Below are 13,397 nucleotides of genomic sequence, written 5' to 3'. Positions count from 1 at the left end.
AGTTAGACCGGAACCGAGAATTCGGAGCCGAGCTGGTCATAACGTTCACCGGTGGCAGGGCACTGCCACGCACCATCAGTGAATTGCAACCGGTGTCCGGCGGTGCCTACCCAGCCAATCTGCCGTGCCGGAACGCCTACTACCAGCGCATGCGCCGGGACATCACGGTTGACTACGGCGCCGGCGGCCACCATGGCCCACGCTCCGATATGCAGCGGTGCGATGCACACTGCACGCGCTCCGATGGACGCGCCCTGGCCTATGGTGACTGCAACTGCCTCCCAGTCATCATTTCCCTTGCGAGTCCCATCGGGATTAATGGCGCGTGGAAAGAGATCATTGGTCAGTACCGCGGCGGGTCCGATGAACACCCCATCTGCTAGCGATGCGGGCTCATAGAGCAACGCATAATTTTGCACCTTGCAGTTATCACCCAACACAACATCGGGACCAATGTAAGCGCCTCGTCCAATGTTGCAGTTTTTTCCGAGAACAGCTCCTTCGCGAACCTGTGCCAGGTGCCAAATGCTGCTCTCATTGCCAATGGTCGCCAAAGGCGACACATCGGCGCTTTGCTCGATGTGAGTCATGAATTTCCCCAAAAAATTCGGTTCACCACGAACCGTTGAGCCTACGGACCCCAATGCCGTATGCCTCTTCTTCCGAGCATAGTTCTGTGTCCAGCGAGAAAAGTTGATCAAGGAAGAAGAAGAGCGCAACTCTCTGCTGACCCTAACCATGCCAAGTAAATACCGAGTACGTCGCTGGGCTATTTTCGCTTATATCTCAAGGGGCCGAGGTATAGCCTAATGAGCGGGTTATCTCGTGTTCTTGGGGGAACAAGATAACTAAGGGGGAAAATATGAAAACCAAGATACTTGTGTCCATAGTGCTCGGTGCCGCCGCAGTAGTGCTGGTAGTCGCGCTCGCCCTAGATTTTGGCGGGCGGACTCCTAGCGCTGACTTGTCCGCGGAAACTGCACAAAGTCCCATGGCCACGTCCCCCTCGGCTTCTTCAGCCACGTCTGCGAAATCCTCGTCGAGCCCGTCTGAAACGGGCAAGGATTCTGAGCAGAAGAAACAAACGACTGAAGAAGAGAAAACGTCATCCGAACCCACAGCCGAAGCGACCCGTCCAAGTTGGGACCCGAAACCTAGTGGCTCGGAATCACGGCTAGAAGTACCTGAACAGCCCGAGGCCTCGCAGTTTAAGCTGCCTGATACACCGAAACGTGAGCCGGTACTGACGAAGGTCCCACAAACTGGTGTGGCCACCGGCAAGCTGACCAAAGAATTTCCAAAAGACGCGGTACCGGTGCCAAAATCGACGACTATCGTTCAGTCTTCGGTAGAGAAGCAAGAAAAACTGGTTTTTGTCGGCGTTGAAGGGCGTAGCAATGCGAGTGTAGAAGAAGTTCTTTCCTTCTATTCTGAGCACTTCGAGCAGCAACAGTGGCTGACAGCCCAGAGTGAACCGGCCGAGGGCGTCACCCAGTTGCTGGGATCCTTCGGGGAGGACTCCACCACGGTGACGATTCGCCAACTACCTACCGGGGCAACATCAATCGTTGCTGCCGGAGTTTTTGAAATTCAGGAGTAGCGAGTGTATCTGAGCCTCTCGGACTGGACCTCGCGCAAAGCCTCCGGTGCCGACCGTGCAAAAACGGTAGCGTTCATAGCCTCACCGACGGTTATTGCTCTGGGAATAGTCAGTATGCTGACCGATATTTCCTCAGAGTCGGTGGCTGCAGTCTTGCCACTTTATATAACTGGTGCGCTAGGTCTATCCATGGTGGCCTATGGATTCTTTGAGGGAATGAATCAGTCAATCAGTTCGCTGGTGCGCATTGGAGCAGGGTATGCGGCTGATCGAAGCAACAAACCGAAACCGATTGCCGTAGCAGGGTACGGGCTGTCTATGGCAGCTCGAATCGGATTGTTATTTGCCACAGGATTTGGTGGCATCCTTGCGGTCATTGGCCTAGACCGCATTGGTAAGGGGATCCGTACAGCACCGCGTGACGCAATGATTCATCAAGCTTCGCAACCTGAGCATTTAGCACGGTCATTCGGGGTCCACAGGCTGTTAGATACGGTGGGTGCCACCATCGGTCCGCTCCTAGCTTTCGCGGTACTCATGCTGGTACCGGGGGACTACCGGATGGTCTTCGTGGTGTCGTTGGCCGCCGCCGTATCAGGCGTCGCGGTCTTGGCACTGTTGGTGCCCAACCGGAAGCTTATCCAGCAAGAAGACGCCGAAGAGAACAGTGAAGAAAAAACCAGTGGTGTCCCGAGGCCGAAGTTCCGTGAATTGGTACGTGGACCATTGGGAAAGCTTCTGCTAGTTGCCGGCTTTCTTGGATTGCTGACCATTGGTGATGGATTCGTTTATCTGGCGTTGATGGAACATGGACAGCTGGAGGCTTCGTGGTTCCCGCTGCTTTTTGTGGGAGCCAACCTGTTCTTCCTTAGCTTTGCTGTTCCCTTAGGAAGAATTGCAGATAAGACATCCCGTGCCGGAGTTTTTATCCTTGGTCATCTAGCCTTGGCCCTGGCATACATTTGTGCCGGGGCCGGAGACTCCTTGCCCTTCCACATCTGTGCTCTGGCTCTTCTGGGTACTTTTTATGCAGCTACGGATGGTGTTTTGGCTGCGCTGGCAGGCCAACTGGCACCTCATGGAACAACTTCTACAGCCATCGGTGCTGCACAGACGGTGGTGGCCGTAGCCAGGCTGTTTGCCTCTACCGGATTTGGAGTGCTGTGGATTTTTCTTGGCAGTACCACCGCCATGCTGATTGTCGCGGCGCTGCTAGTCCTGCTGGTGCCGGTGGCGTGGCGTCTCCTGCTATCCAAAGACAAGGCCCCTGAAAGTGCGCTGACTTCATGACTAGGCAGGCAGCCGGAATGTCGGCTCAAATCAGGTGGCTCATCCTGGCAATTATTGCAGTGCTAGCACTCGGCTCTGTCACTGTCTATGCGGTGCAAGCCTTCGGTCGGTATCAAGCACGGACGACGGGGGCCTCTGCAGCGCAAGTTACCGACAAATTGGTTGACGGTAATCGGATAGTCTTTCGCAACACAGCCATGGGTCAAGGATATGGGCAGATCGCCTCGGTCGCTATCGCGGATCCTGCCGGTCCTAGGGAACTGTTCCAGACAGTTTGTGATCGGGTTGATGCGACGGCCCAATACATTTCCTGTATGCGCACTCAGCGCGGAATCCCGACAACTTTTGAAACGAGAATCCTCGATGCGCAAGCCAATAGCATCGATGAATGGCCGTTGTCTGGTGTTCCCAGCCGAACTCGAATTTCCGAGGTAGGCTTGGTAGCAACCACCGCATTTGTCACTGGGCATTCCTATGCCACCGACAGTTTCTCTACGGAGACTGTCATTAGATCTGTGCAGGGGCAGGACTTCGGAAACCTTGAGAACTACTCGATTTTCATTGATGGTCAGGAGCTGACTGCCATTGACCGCAATGTCTGGGGCGTAACTTTTGCCACTGAGAACAAGTTCTACGCCACTGTGGCTTCCGCAGGCAAGACATGGATGGTTGAAGGGAACTTAGAAGAGCGCCGGATGAACTCCATCATCGAGAATGCTGAGTGCCCTTCAGTTGCGCCAGATCAATCCAAGGTGGCTTACAAAAAGCGCCGGGCCCAGGGTGGACTAGCGCACTGGGATATTGCCGTCCTGGACCTAAAAACGCAGAAAGAGACTCTCCTCCCGCTGGAGCAAGGATTTGATGATCAGCTGGAATGGCTGGATTCGCAGACACTGCTCTTTGGAATGCCGCGCACCGACAGCGTGGGCGATAGCGATGTCTACAGCATCAAGGCCACCACCAACGCCCAACCACAACTATTCATCAAAGATGCGTGGTCACCGTCGGTAGTACGTATCGTCAAATAACCGCACACCTTTTTTGACCAAGTGTGCTTGCGGAACTATCTGCTGGTTGCGAATCAGTGATCAGGGAGCCGGTGCCACCGTCTTCGGCCCTTCACTCGCAGACCCCGTGCTCGGTGCTGTCTGACTGGCCGATGATTCAGCAGGAGTGGCCACCGGTTCTGTAGCTACAGGACCAGTGACGGTTGTTTGTAAGGATTCAGTGGCTTCGGATTCAGCTGTGCTGGGCGACTGAACTGACGGACTTTGTTCAGGTGTTAGACCGGATGTTGGGTCAGCATCTGAAACTTCGTAGAGTACGTCCACAAAGTAATTGGTACTGTTCCAAGACCTGCCGGGTTGGCTACTATTCCCATAGCGGAAGACGCCATTTGCCCCTTCGAGTCGCAGGTCATCATTAGATTTTCCATCCGCGAACTGTGCAGGAGTATGTACGTAACCACCGTTTGGTGCATGGTAGGAAACGGTGAACTCCATGCCTTCCGTGACCTCCACGGGGGTGCTCAGATAGGCGGTATGCCATCCTTGTTTACTGGTAGATGCAAAGCTGGCCGTAGCCAACTGAGCACCTAGGGAGTCCCACACAGTACTGGTGTGCGAACCAATGCCGCCGGGCCCTTGGTAGTAGCGGAGAGCGTGGAGACGTAAGTCTTTTTCCGCCACCATGCGCATACCTAATTCAACCGCCGCGGTATCTCCTGGATCCAGTACAGTCGGCGTTTCATCCAGCCCTAGGAATGAGACCGTGGGAGTAGCGAGACCCACGGTGGAGAACGTCCATGGAGCAAGAACTTCTTGGGTGCTGCCCACACCCAAGAGATTGACTGTATCCACGGTGATCACGCTAGCTTCGGGAAGTGGAGACGAGGGACTGAAAGTCAGTGTCTTATTCTCGTTGGAGATCGTGGTGGTGCCGTCAACCGTAGTGGCACCAACTTTCACTTCGATTGTTGCCTCGCTACTGACGGCTTGATTGAAGATCAGCGTGATTTCACTGTCTACGGCGACATCACTGGCACCGGCACTCGGTGACCTGTCGGTGAGTTGTAGTGGTTCTGCCGCTGGTTTGAACCGCACGTCCACGAGATAACTGGTGGAAACCATGGAAGCAGGGAAACCATCGTTATAACCATAGTGACCGGCGGAGTCGGTAGTCTTCAAAGGACCAACCTGTAACCCACTTCCAAGCACGCCCGGTGAAGCGGGGTAGGCGCCGTTACTCCGGTAGGCAGCAACATACTCGTTGTTGGGATCCAAGGGTACTGGCGCATCAAAAGCAGCATACTGCCATCCGGACACTGGAACATCTGGGAAGACCAACTCGGCAATCACTTCACCGGTGGTGGAGTAGAGCCAACCGTTGTGCGCACCGGTTTCGCCGACGCTACGGTAGAACTCCAATCCAAGGATTTCTCCAGCAGTGTCCGTGGAGAACCGAGTGCCCAACGTGACAGGCACTCCATCGTTTATTGCAGCCACGGTTGGGGTATCGGTATTGCTGAATAAACCACAGGGGCAGGCCGAAGGATCATCAGGTGCCAAGGCTGCGGTGCGGAAAGACCATTCAGCGACGTCGAGTACCGGTGACCCCGGGGAGCTAATGTGAGCCGGCGTCACGGTGATGATCGAATCTGCGGGCAGTGGCTCGGTAGCGGTGAATGTCAAAGTAGTGCCACCGGGGCTGATTGCGGTGGTGCCGGCAATCGTGGTCTCACCCGTCGCTACCGAAAGCGTTGCCGAAGCATCGATGGGTTGATTGAAGCTCACAGAAATTTCAGCAGCAGTCCCGACCCCTGAAGATTCGGCGGACGGCACCAATCCGGTCACCTGAAGTGGTTGCGCAGGATCTGTAGGAGCAATGGTGGGCCCGGTAGGAGTAGCCGACTCGGTTGGAATAGCCGACTCCGTAGGCTCGGCAGTTTCCGTTGGAGTGCTCACCGTATAGGCCAAGTCCACGAAGTAGTTACTGTTATTCCATGAACTGACGGGGACGCTGCCCGAGCCGTAGGTATAAAGCCCATTCGAACCAGTCAGTGAGAGCTCAGCATTCGACTTTCCATTGGCGAAGTCTGCAGAGGTAAAAACGTAGCCTCCCGACGGGGCCTGATAGGAAATGGTGAATTCACTGCCTTGCGTTATTGCCACTGGGCTGTCCAGATAGGCGGTTTGCCATCCTTGCTGTGAGGTTTGTGCAAACGTGGCCGTGGCCAGTTTAGTCCCGGTGGAATCCCAGATGGAACCAGTATGCTCACCGAACCCAGAAGGTCCCTGGTAATAGCGCAGCGCGTGTATCTGAATATCTTTTTGCGCACTGAATTTTAGTCCAAGCTCCACGGGAGCGTCATCGGAAGGATCCAGTTGATCCGGCTGCTGATCTTCAAGGAAGGTGGTCAAGGCTGGGCCTTGCCCCGCCGTCCTAAACGTCCACAAAGGCAATGATGCTTCGCCAGATTCTGTACCCACGATACCGGTGGGCTTGACGCTCACTACGGTGGCTTCGGGCAGGTCAGCGTCAGGGGTGAAAATCAGTGTTGTTCCGGATGCGTCCAGGGCGGAGCTACCAGAAATAGTTCCTTGGGAAGTACTGATTTCCAAGGCACCACCCGGTTCCAATGATTCGCTGAAGGTTGCTGAAATTTCGGTATCGACCGCCACATCATTAGCACCCGTGGCAGGTGTTTGTTCGGTGATACTGACAGGGCTACCCGCAGCAGTGAAACTGACATCTACGAGATAGCTTGCTGAGACCATAGATCCAGGGAATTCTTCAGCGTAGCTGTAGTGCCCGGCATTGCTCGTAGTATGTAGTGGTCCAACCTGTAACGGTTGACCAAGCCCACCGGGAGTTACTGGATAGATACCATTACTTCGGTAGGCCGCCACATATTCAGTATTGGCCTGAATGCTGACCGGCGAGTCAAAAGCGGCGTACTGCCAACCGGCGGCCGAGTCATCCGGAAACTGCACCTGGGCAATGGTGTCGCCATTGGACGAATAAAGCCATCCGGTATGTGCTCCAGTTTCTCCGGGGAGCGATAGAACTTTAAGCCGTTGAGCACGCCATCAGTGTCCGCGGAGAACCGTGTACCCAGGGTCACCGGCTTCCCGTCATTCACTACAGGTTCTGCGGGGATATCTTGGTCGTTGTACAGGCTGCATGGGCAAGCCGCTGGGTCTGCGGGTATTGGCAGTACGGTGTTGAAAGTCCACGTATTGCCACGGTTCACCGGATTGCCGGTTAGGTCTGTGGCGCTCAGGGTGACCGTGTAGCTGCCACCGTCACTTAGTGGTGCCTCCGGCTGGAAGGTGGCCCGCCGAGTGATCGCATCGTAGCTGGTGGTTCCGGAAACGTCCTGTCCGGAAGAATCCTGCACCTTGAAGCTGACCGAGGATGGATCACTTTGTTTGGACAGCGTGGCGCCTATAGACGTGGCCACAGGGACGCTGTTGGCCGTTGGGATAGGCGACTGCGCATAAGCACTGAGTTCTATGGACGCTCCGGTTTCAAAGACCGCATCCACATAATAGTTGCTGCGGTCCCACGCAGTGGTGGGGAATCCCGCAGAACTGTTGTAGAGACCCGCTGAAGGTGTGCCAAAACCGCCGGCTACCTTCACGGCAGACCAATCAACTCCACGGTAGGCAAAATCTTGGATTGCCACAGCGTAGTGTCCGTTAGGTGCGTAATAGGAGACGACAAATTCATCACCTGCGTGCGCCTCTACAGGTTCACTGAATAACGCGGTTTGCCAGCCGGTGCTGCTTTCGTTGCTAAAAGTGGTTGTCGCCAACTCTGTGCCGTTCAGGCTCCACAACGTACCGGTATGATTGCCGGTATTTGCAGCGCTCTTGTAGTACCTGACCCCAGTGATATAGCCCTCGGATGCGGCAGTAAACCGCAACCCCAGCTCCACCGAGGAATCATCGCCCGAATCCTTAATCTGAGGCTCTTGCTGGCCGAAGGCGCTATAGGGGCCCTTGACCTCAAAAGGTACGGGGGTTGGCTCTGTTGAGTAGTTTGCAGAATCGTCAACAGCCCGGACGAGCAGATCATTTTCACCGGTTCCGAGTTGAACAGTGTTGATTGACCATTGCGTGGTGCCTTCGGCCAGTTGCCAGGAAAGTCCTGAGTCAAAGGAATATTCAACCGCAGCGACCAGGCCTTGCGCGTCACTGGCGGTGCCTTCCACACTGACCATTTCGCCAAAGGAAACCGCGCTCGCCGGTGCCGAGGTTACCTGAACCGATGGAGCTTGAAGATCTTTGGGAGCGTCCGGATACTCTAAGTTGCTCATGAGCGTTGCAGGCAAGGCGTCCATGTCCGCCAGCAGATTCACCTGAGCCTGTTGCATCCGTGGATCTTCAGGCGCGCCATCACCGTCGTGCCATTGATCAAGTCCCCAAGTCCATTGCACACTACCGGCGGAGAAGACCGAAGCTCCACTTGATGCCATATATAAAGTGGTGTGGTGCGTGGTTGACCCCGGTGCGACTTGATTGCCGAAGTCTTGCAAATATTCTGGAATGTCCCCGGTGGTAGTGGACAAATGGATGAGCCCTGGAGGTCTGAAACCGTTGGGCAAGTCTTCATTAGATTCATAACCTACGGTATGCGGAGCAAGTTCTGTTTTGCTGCCCGCTGTTTGGCTGTCCAAAGAAGTATCGCGCCAGAGACGCATTTTTCCTTCTTCCGAGTTCACCGTGACCGGAAGATCTCCACTGTTCACCACGTAGGCTGTGCCAGTAAACCCGTTTTCGGGAAGACCACCACCTTGTTCTTGAGATGCAAAACGCGGATCACGCCAGGTGCCCGTCCACTGGGAGGAAGGATCAATCTTGGAATTGGACCAGGTTTCCTTGTAGCTAACCAACGTCCGGTAATTATTTCCACCGGTGGTAGAAGGCTCATAACGGGTACGCCAGTACACCTCGTTACCGGAGAGGAATTGCAAGTTCACGCCTGCGTCACGGGCGGCTTCTACATTGCTTCGTTGGGCGCCCGACCAGTATTCGTCATGGCCCACGGAAAGGAAGACATTATGGTTGGTGAGCAGGTCACCGTGCCTGTCGGTGTCAACGCCGGAGAAGTAGCTGACGTCGTATCCGTTGCGTTCTAGGAAACGGACTAGTGGGTATTCGGCCCCAAAATAGAAATCTCTGGCTTCAACGCCGTCACGCGTCGCGAAAGGTCTGTTGTAGCTGATCTTAAAGGCGCGGCCGTTGTCTGCTCCGGAATAGAAATCTGAACCACCGTAGAGGTTATATGCGTGCCATGTGGGGTCAGAGGTTTGGAAGAGTACCTGCGAGGTGCTGGATTCATTGCGCACGATAAAGGTGATGTGGCTTGAACCCCCGGTGTCGGTGCGGGTGAGCTTTGCTAAGTACACACCTGATACTGCATCACTGGGGACCTCCCAGGTTGCCGAGATATCCCATGTGCCGCAGTCGGTCAGTTCGGTGGCGACATCCGTCAAACATTCGGGCTGGATCTGCGGAAGCTGTGCGCTAGGTGATATAGAGGTGATTTTTCGTGCGCCGAGCCCCTTATACCAGCCGGTACGGTAAATATCGATGGAATATGCGGAGGCGTCAGTATCAATCTTAAAATCGATAGGTTCTCCGACATTGACACTGATATCGGCGGCAAATCCTTGGATTGAGTCATCACCGGCCCCGTCGATATCCCATTCGGTCCATGGAGAACCTGGTTTTGAATTTTCGCAGACAATAGCGTTGTCTTCTGGACCGCACTCTTCGGCGGCTCGTGCCGGTGCGGCTATAAGTAGGGAGAGTATTAGTCCTGTAAGAGCAGCGAATGCTGTCAAGAATCGAGATTTTTCCGCAGCACGGTGTTCTCTGGCTTCACTACTTTCAAATTGCGCCACGCTCATTACATCCCCCAAGGAAGCTCCCGCACAGGGGAGACGTTTTCGAGCATGAACTTAGCTAGGACATACCCGTACCCAGACTATGTAGGTCAACGAGCGGAAGACAGGGAATAGGTGTAAAACCAGAGTATCTTGGGTGTGCAGTTCTCAAAGTCCGGAGGGGCATCTTGAGGCTCTTGAGGCGAGCAACAGCGGCCTTGAAAATACGAGCTCAATCAACGTCTAGGACCGCAATTTATCGCGCTCGGCCTACCGGGTAATGCTCCAGCATATAGTCGGCAATGGCCATCGCTGACGTGGCCGCTGGTGAAGGTGCATTGCGTAGCAAGGTCACAGGGCCAACCTGGTCCACTGCGAAGTCGTCAAGCAGTGAACCGTCTCTGCTCCATGCTTGAGCGCGTACGCCTGCTTGACCTTTCGCGACGAGATCTGTTGATGCGAGCTCTGGAAGGTAAGCCTTGGACTGTTTCAGATACAGGGGTTTAACCAACGAGGCACCGATTTCGGTGGCACCCATCTTCCAGTATTTTTTGACTAGAGATGATGCGCCTGGCCAACGTAGCGACTCCATAGTGTCTTTGAAAGAAAATGTTTTCCAGTCGTAGCCTTCCCGAGCCAACGCCGGTACGGCGTTCGGCCCTACATGCACCTTGTCATCCACGCCACGAGTGAAGTGCACACCAAGGAAGGGAAAGCGTGGGTCGGGGACCGGATAGATCATGCCATTGACCATTGATGCCGAACTTTTGCTCAACACCCAATATTCTCCGCGGAAGGGAGGATCTTAGGTGAGGGATCAGCGCCGACCATTCGAGCGATGACATCTGACTGCAATCCAGCACAGACGATCAACTGATCAAAGCGGTAAGTGCTCTCCTTGGTAGAAACTAAACAAATCTGGTCTGAGACCTTGACTGCAGTGACTTCGGAGTTTAGTAAGATCTGCCCTCCTGCTGCCTCGATCTCTGTCGCCATACTGCGCGTTATGGCACCATAGTCCACTGCCGCGGTTTGAGGTGAATGCAGGGCGGCTACTCCGCTGACGTGGGGTTCAATTTGCACTAGTTCATCGCGACTTAGCCGCGCCAAGCCCGGTACCTGATTCGCTATGGCCCGTTGCTCCATGTCGGCAAGTCGTCCAAGCTGGTCATCTCCCAAAGCGACAACTAGTTTTCCCAACGCCCGGTATGGCAGTGCATGTTCCTGACAGTATTCGCGGGTTAGTGCCTTGCCACGTGCACACAGCTGAGCTTTGAGTGAACCGGGCTGGTAATAGAGGCCTGCGTGGACCACTCCGGAATTTCGGCCAGTTTGATGGCTTGCTAGGAGGCTTTCCTTTTCTATTACGCTAACCCGGTACCCGGTCTGCAGCGTGATTGCGCGTGCAATGGCTATTCCTAAAATTCCGCCACCAATGATGCCGATATGTTGTTCCATGAATCCCCAATTAGAACTTCAAGCTAACGTCCCGCGTACTCGCGTTGGCTTCAAGAGCGATCGTACCGGCCATACGAGACGAGGTCTATGGGGTGGGCGTACATGAGAAGGAACCTCAGTCAGGGCAGCCCTAAATGCTGACGGAGCTAATGGTTACGCAAGGCCTGTCACATTTTGTGTAATAAGTGAAAGTTTTCACAAAGTAGGGTTTTCTCTGCGTAACATGCGTGATTTCGCACCAAAACGCGGGATACATAGGGTTACGCTTGATTCAACGGCAGACGTTAAAAGCTGTCTACTTGCAAGCATCAGCCCAATGAAATCGCAAAGGTGCCACACCCGTGTCTGACATTAAGCCCATCGTACTTTTGGCCGAGCAACTCTCTCCTGCAACCGTTGCTGCTCTCGGTCCCGACTTTGAAATTCGTCAGACGGACGGTGCGGACCGCTCCCAGCTTCTTGAAGCTATCGCTGATGTAGACGCAATTCTGGTCCGTTCTGCTACTCAGGTAGACGCAGAAGCCATCGCCGCAGCAAAGAACCTCAAGGTTATCGCTCGTGCAGGTGTTGGTCTGGACAACGTGGACATCAAGGCTGCTACGCAGGCCGGTGTCATGGTTGTGAACGCTCCAACCTCCAACATCATCTCGGCTGCTGAATTGACCGTTGGTCACATCGTGTCTTTGGCTCGTCGAATCCCTGCTGCCAACGCCTCGCTAAAGAGCGGTGCTTGGAAGCGTAGCTCCTACACCGGTGTTGAGCTTTTTGAGAAGAAGGCCGGCATTATCGGCCTTGGTCGTATCGGCGCTTTGGTCGCAGCTCGCCTGCAGGGCTTCGGTATGGAAATTATTGCTTTTGACCCATACATCACTCCAGCACGCGCAGCCCAGCTAGGCGTAACCTTGGTGACTCTGGATGAACTGCTGGAACAGGCTGACTTCATTACCATCCACATGCCTAAGACGCCAGAGACCCTGGGCATGCTGGGCAAGGATGCTTTCTCGAAGATGAAGAACACTGCCTACGTAGTCAACGTAGCTCGCGGTGGCTTGGTCGACGAAGATGCACTATACGAAGCATTGAAGAATGAAGAAATTGCTGGCGCTGGCATTGACGTGTTCGTCAAGGAGCCAAGCACCGACCTTCCATTCTTTGAGTTTGAGAACGTCACCGTCACCCCACACCTGGGCGCTTCCACTGATGAGGCTCAGGAAAAGGCCGGCGTATCTGTGGCTAAGTCGGTTCGTCTAGCACTTGCTGGCGAGCTGGTTCCGGACGCAGTCAACGTTGCCGGTGGCGTCATTGATGAGAACGTACGCCCAGGCATCCCGTTGATCGAAAAGCTTGGTCGTATCTTCAACGCACTGACCGTTGGTTCGTTGACCAGCATTGACGTTGAAGTTGCTGGCGAAATCGCCTCACTAGATGTCAAGGCGCTTGAGCTTTCGGCACTCAAGGGTGTCTTCATGGATGTCGTTTCGGAGCAGGTCTCCTACGTGAACGCTCCAGTGCTTGCGGAACAGCGTGGCGTAGCCACTCGTTTGATCACCACCGCTGACTCGCCTGAGTACCGCAATCAGCTGACCATCAAGGGTTCAACCAATGAGGGCACGCAGCTTGCGGTGTCCGGTACCCTTACCGGTCCTAAGCAGATTGAAAAGCTGGTTGGCATCAATGGTCACGAAATTGAAATCCCAATTTCTGATCACATGATCGTAGTTCGCTACGCTGACCGCCCAGGTGTTGTCGGTTCCTTAGGCAACGTTTTGGGGGAGCAGGGTGTCAACATTGCCGGCATGCAGGTTGCGCGCGATGAGAAGAAGTCTGAAGCCTTGGCCGTTATCAGCATCGACTCTGCACTACCTAGCGGTGTCCTAGACGTAGTTGGCGCTGCTATCGGTGCGAGCGTTGCGCGAGAGATCAACCTCGCCGACTAAGCATCACTAATCTGAGGCAACCCGCTCGCTGAATAATTTGTTCGGCGGGCGGGTGCTTCTTGTCTAGGAGCCAGCTCAAATGCGGACGCGACAAAGTCGATTCCCATAGGTGTCGGCACTGGGCGATGACGGATATTAGAAATTTATGGATAGTCGCAACTAACGAGGATTCGAAAGATAAAGCTAAACCGACCTGTTTGGGCATCACTGCACAATGGCT

The 13,397-nt window shown here is 54.5% G+C and carries 8 protein-coding genes and 1 pseudogene; 4 read left to right on the top strand and 5 right to left on the bottom strand.

Annotation, left to right across the window (positions count from 1 at the left end):
- Positions 1-2: 2 nt before the first annotated feature.
- A complete protein-coding gene (locus N6V40_RS13005) occupies positions 3-590 on the bottom strand; it encodes an acyltransferase (RefSeq protein WP_262197932.1) in 588 nt (195 codons plus the stop codon).
- A 272-nt stretch (positions 591-862) separates the two neighbouring features.
- Between N6V40_RS13005 and N6V40_RS13000 the strand changes: the two genes are divergently transcribed.
- From N6V40_RS13000 to N6V40_RS12990, 3 genes are read left to right on the top strand one after another with little or no spacing between them, the layout of a single operon-like run.
- Positions 863-1,600, top strand: a complete 738-nt coding sequence (locus N6V40_RS13000; RefSeq protein WP_262197931.1) for a hypothetical protein — start codon at positions 863-865, stop codon at positions 1,598-1,600.
- Positions 1,601-1,603: 3 nt separating this feature from the next.
- Positions 1,604-2,890 (top strand): MFS transporter, encoded by a 1,287-nt coding sequence (locus tag N6V40_RS12995; protein ID WP_242632428.1) that lies wholly within the window; start codon positions 1,604-1,606, stop codon positions 2,888-2,890.
- The gene (locus N6V40_RS12990) at positions 2,887-3,918 is read left to right on the top strand and encodes a hypothetical protein (protein ID WP_262197930.1); all 1,032 of its coding nucleotides are present in this window, start codon (positions 2,887-2,889) and stop codon (positions 3,916-3,918) included. Before N6V40_RS12995 ends, N6V40_RS12990 begins: the two co-directional genes overlap by 4 nt.
- 60 nt (positions 3,919-3,978) lie before the next feature.
- Here N6V40_RS12990 and N6V40_RS12985 read toward each other — a convergent pair whose 3' ends face one another.
- The 4 genes and pseudogenes from N6V40_RS12985 to N6V40_RS17760 form a co-directional block, all read right to left on the bottom strand.
- The gene (locus N6V40_RS12985) at positions 3,979-6,891 is read right to left on the bottom strand and encodes a DUF4082 domain-containing protein (RefSeq protein WP_262199744.1); all 2,913 of its coding nucleotides are present in this window, start codon (positions 6,889-6,891) and stop codon (positions 3,979-3,981) included.
- A gap of 230 nt (positions 6,892-7,121) precedes the next feature.
- A pseudogene (locus N6V40_RS17390) lies at positions 7,122-9,806 on the bottom strand (N,N-dimethylformamidase beta subunit family domain-containing protein); the annotation flags it as partial.
- A 232-nt stretch (positions 9,807-10,038) separates the two neighbouring features.
- Positions 10,039-10,557 carry an FAD dependent oxidoreductase family protein gene (locus N6V40_RS17765; RefSeq protein WP_396267853.1) on the bottom strand — a complete coding sequence of 173 codons (519 nt, stop codon included), beginning with the start codon at positions 10,555-10,557 and terminating at the stop codon, positions 10,039-10,041.
- Positions 10,554-11,240, bottom strand: a complete 687-nt coding sequence (locus N6V40_RS17760; protein WP_396267851.1) for an FAD-dependent oxidoreductase — start codon at positions 11,238-11,240, stop codon at positions 10,554-10,556. The genes N6V40_RS17765 and N6V40_RS17760 overlap by 4 nt, the downstream gene beginning before the upstream one ends.
- 341 nt (positions 11,241-11,581) lie before the next feature.
- Here N6V40_RS17760 and serA point away from each other — a divergent pair, with 341 nt between their 5' ends.
- The gene (serA, locus tag N6V40_RS12970; protein WP_262197929.1) at positions 11,582-13,177 is read left to right on the top strand and encodes a phosphoglycerate dehydrogenase; all 1,596 of its coding nucleotides are present in this window, start codon (positions 11,582-11,584) and stop codon (positions 13,175-13,177) included.
- The last annotated feature ends 220 nt before the right edge of the window (positions 13,178-13,397 follow it).

The organism is Glutamicibacter sp. M10, assembly GCF_025452055.1.
Lineage (GTDB): Bacteria > Actinomycetota > Actinomycetes > Actinomycetales > Micrococcaceae > Glutamicibacter.
Note: the sequence above shows the minus strand (reverse complement) of the source record. Positions and strands in the feature narration are given on the sequence as shown.

Excerpts from the sequence above, each read along its gene's own strand:
- N6V40_RS13000 (WP_262197931.1), top strand. The coding sequence starts at position 863 with ATGAAAACCAAGATACTTGTGTCCATAGTGCTCGGTGCCGCCGCAGTA.
- N6V40_RS12990 (WP_262197930.1), top strand. The coding sequence starts at position 2,887 with ATGACTAGGCAGGCAGCCGGAATGTCGGCTCAAATCAGGTGGCTCATC.
- N6V40_RS13005 (WP_262197932.1), bottom strand. The coding sequence starts at position 590 with ATGACTCACATCGAGCAAAGCGCCGATGTGTCGCCTTTGGCGACCATT.
- N6V40_RS17760 (WP_396267851.1), bottom strand. The coding sequence starts at position 11,240 with ATGGAACAACATATCGGCATCATTGGTGGCGGAATTTTAGGAATAGCC.